General features: G+C 62.5%; 3 protein-coding genes. All 3 read right to left on the bottom strand.

What is annotated here, in order from left to right:
* Positions 1–81: 81 nt before the first annotated feature.
* Positions 82–2,187 (bottom strand): elongation factor G, encoded by a 2,106-nt coding sequence (fusA, locus tag F4Z81_14360; GenBank protein ID MXW06228.1) that lies wholly within the window; start codon positions 2,185–2,187, stop codon positions 82–84.
* Positions 2,188–2,300: 113 nt separating this feature from the next.
* Complete coding sequence (gene rpsG / locus F4Z81_14355; protein MXW06227.1) at positions 2,301–2,771, bottom strand: 30S ribosomal protein S7; 471 nt, start codon at positions 2,769–2,771, stop codon at positions 2,301–2,303.
* A gap of 52 nt (positions 2,772–2,823) precedes the next feature.
* On the bottom strand, positions 2,824–3,195 hold the full coding sequence (locus F4Z81_14350; GenBank protein ID MXW06226.1) for a 30S ribosomal protein S12: 372 nt from the start codon (positions 3,193–3,195) through the stop codon (positions 2,824–2,826).
* Positions 3,196–3,584: the final 389 nt, after the last annotated feature.

The raw sequence follows: 3,584 nt of genomic DNA, 5'->3' as shown, positions 1-3,584 counted from the left end.
GATCGTGCCGATGTTCACGTGGGGCTTGGTACGCTCGAATCTTTCCTTCGACATGCTGCAAATCCTCCAGATAATAAACCGTTATGCGCCGCCGCGAATCTTTTCCAGAATCTCCTGCTTGATACTCTCAGGCACTTCCGAGTAATGCGAGAACTGCATGGTGGACACGGCCCGTCCCTGCGTGGCGGAACGCAGTGCCGTCGTGTAGCCGAACATCTCGCTCAGGGGAACGGTGGCCGCCACGACCTGCGCGTCCGTCCGGGGAATGATCCCGCCGATGCGCCCCCGGCGCGCGTTCAGGTCGCCGACCACGGTGCCCACGTATTCGCTGGGGACCGCCACTTCCACGTCCATGACCGGTTCCAGCAACTCGGGTTCGGCCTTGCGCATGCCGTCCTGGAAGGCCATGGAGGCCGCCACCTTGAAGGCTACCTCGGACGAATCGACTTCGTGGTAGGAGCCGTCGTACAGGGTGACCTTCACGCCCTGCACCGTGTATCCGGCGAGCACGCCGTTATGGGCGGCTTCCCGGACGCCGGCCTCGACGGAAGAGATGAACTCCCGCGGGATGACCCCGCCGACGATGCCGTTCACGAATTCCACGCCGTCCCCGTCCTTCACCGGCTCCATATCGAGCCACACGTGCCCGAACTGCCCGCGTCCGCCCGACTGCCGCACGAATCGGCCTTCGCTCTTCACGGCCGTGCCGATGGTCTCCCGGTAGGCGACCTGGGGACGCCCCACGTTCGCTTCCACGCGGAACTCTCGCAGCATGCGGTCCACCAGGATCTCGAGGTGCAGTTCACCCATGCCGGAGATGATCAGCTGGCTGGTTTCTTCATCGGTATGTACGCGGAATGTGGGATCTTCTTCGGAGAGCTTCTGGAGGGACTGGCTGAGCTTTTCTTCGTCCGCCCGGGTCTTGGGTTCGACCGCGACGGACATCACGGGCTTGGGAAATTCCATCGCTTCGAGGGCGATGGGCCACTCGGGATCGCAAAGCGTATCGCCCGTCGCCACGTCCTTCACGCCCACGAGCGCGACGATATCGCCCGCTTCGGCCGTCTTGAGCTGTTCCCGTTTGTTGGCGTGCATCTGCAGGATCCGGCTGATTCGCTCGCGCCGGTTGGTCCTTGTATTCAGCACGTAACAGCCGGCGGGCAGCGTGCCGGAGTAGATCCGGTAGAAAGCCAGCTTGCCCACATGGGGGTCGGTCATGATCTTGAAGGCTACGCCGGACAGGGGCGCGTCGGGCAGGCTCTCCCGCGTTTCCTGTTCGCCGGTCAACGTGTTCTTGCCCGTGACGGGCGGCACGTCCTGGGGCGACGGCAGGTAGTCGACGATCGCGTCGAGCAGCGCCTGGACGCCCTTGTTGCGGAAGGATGAACCCACCAGGACGGGGATCAGGCTGACCGACAGCGTGGCCCTGCGAATGGCGCCCTGCAATTCGGAAGCCGTCGGTTCCTCGCCGGCCAGGTAGGTTTCCATCAGTTCCTCGTCCACTTCGGCGAGGCTCTCGATCAGCTTGCTGCGGTGCTCCGCGGCATATTCGGCCAGGTCCTTCGGAATGTCGTGCTCGTCGTACGTGGCGCCCATGTTGTCTTCGTGGTAGCTGCGGGCCTTCATGGTGACCAGGTCGATGGACCCGGTAAACAGGTCGCCGGCGCCGATGGGCAGCTGGATCGGGATGGCGTTGGCCCCGAGCCGTTCGTGTATCATGGAAACGACCTGGTGGAAGTCCGCCCCGACGCGGTCGATCTTGTTCACGTACGCCAGGCGGGGCACGCCGTACTTGTCGGCCTGACGCCACACGGTCTCGGACTGCGGCTCGACGCCGCCCACGGCACAAAAAATCGCCACGGAGCCGTCAAGCACGCGCAGCGATCGTTCCACCTCGACCGTGAAGTCGACGTGACCGGGCGTATCGATGATATTGATCCGGTGGTCGCGCCAGAAGGACGTAGTGGCCGCGGACGTGATCGTGATGCCCCGTTCGCGCTCCTGCTCCATCCAGTCCATGGTCGCGGCGCCGTCGTGGACCTCGCCCATTCTCCGCAAGCGTCCCGTATAATAGAGGATGCGTTCGGTGGTGGTCGTCTTGCCCGCGTCGATATGGGCCATGATCCCGATGTTCCTGGTCTTTTCCAGGTTCGATTCGGAAGCGTGCTTTCGGGTTGCTTCGGACATTTTCTCTTTCGGTTTGATCGTTGTTTCAGTCACTGCGTCATCTACCTCATAAAGTACGGATCATCGCGAGGGATGATCCGTTTTTACTGTTTCGACGTGATATCGATACGCCGCTACCACCTGTAATGGGCGAAGGCCCGGTTCGCTTCCGCCATCCGGTACGTCTCTTCCTTGCGGCGGACGGCGGCGCCCTCCCCCTTGGCGGCGGCGGTAAACTCTCCCGCCAGGCACTCGAACATGTTCTTCTCTGAACGGGCCCGCGCGGCATCTATGATCCAGCGAATCGCCATGGCCCGCTGCTGGTCTTCCCGCACTTCCACGGGAACCTGGTAGGTCGAACCGCCCACCCGGCGGGACTTGACATGCACGACGGGTCCGACGATCTTGATCGCCTTCTCGAAGACCGGCAGCGGTTCCTGGCTTGTGCGTTCTTCGATCAGATCGAGGGCCTGGTAGAACACGCGTTCCGCGATGCTCTTCTTCCCCTTGCGCATCAATCCGTTGATGAACTTGGATACCAGTACGCTGTTGTACTTCCAGTCCGGCTCCGGTTCCCGTCTTACGACTTCTTTCCTTCTCGCCATCTCATGCTCCCTAACGTACGGCCAGGGTGTGCTTCCAGGATGTGCTTTCCGCCTACTTGGGCTTCTTGGTCCCGTATTTCGAACGCCCGTTGCGCCGGTCGGGCACTCCGCTGGCGTCCAGCGCGCCGCGGATGATGTGGTACCGCACGCCGGGCAGGTCCTTCACCCGGCCACCCCGGACCAGGACGATATTGTGCTCCTGCAGGTTGTGGCTCTCGCCCGGGATGTAACAGGTGGCCTCGATGCCGTTCATCAGACGGACGCGGGCTATTTTCCGCAGCGCCGAATTCGGCTTCTTGGGCGTCTGCGTCTTCACCTGCAGGCAGTTGCCCCGTTTCTGGGGACTGCCGCGCAAAGCGGGTGATTTCGTCTTACGCTGCGACTTCTTCCGGCCGTGGCGTATGAGCTGGTTTATCGTTGGCATTTCCGCCCAACCTTCCCTGTTGTACCGACCCGGACAAGCCTGTGAAACACGGGTTTCAGGGGTCCGGTCAAAACGCATTTCCCCCAAAAGCCATAGGTAGAAAAATTTAATCAGTTCCGTTTACGGTGTCAAGCGCTTTTTGCCAAAAAACCGGGCGCCGCCATCAACCCGGCGGCGCCCGGTCATGGCCTGCGTCTACATGGGTCAGACGGTTTCCACGGGCGGCGTCTCGGCCTCGGCCACGTTCTGCACGGTTTCGGAGGTCTCGGCCTCCTCGTCTGCGCTCGCCGATTCCCCGTCTGCGCTCGCCGATTCCGCCTCGGTGTTCACCGATTCAGTTTCCGCGCTGGCCGCTGCCGCGCTCGCCGCTGCCGCGCTGGCCGTTTCGG

It is taken from the genome of Gemmatimonadota bacterium (assembly GCA_009835325.1).
Lineage (GTDB): Bacteria > JAAXHH01 > JAAXHH01 > JAAXHH01 > JAAXHH01 > JAAXHH01.
The sequence above is the reverse complement of the archived record's forward strand: the minus strand, read 5'-3'. Positions and strand labels throughout refer to the sequence as shown.

Bases quoted from the DNA above. Each gene is read 5' to 3' on its own strand.
- fusA (MXW06228.1), bottom strand. From the start codon at position 2,187: ATGTCCGAAGCAACCCGAAAGCACGCTTCCGAATCGAACCTGGAAAAG.
- F4Z81_14350 (MXW06226.1), bottom strand. From the start codon at position 3,195: ATGCCAACGATAAACCAGCTCATACGCCACGGCCGGAAGAAGTCGCAG.
- rpsG (MXW06227.1), bottom strand. From the start codon at position 2,771: ATGGCGAGAAGGAAAGAAGTCGTAAGACGGGAACCGGAGCCGGACTGG.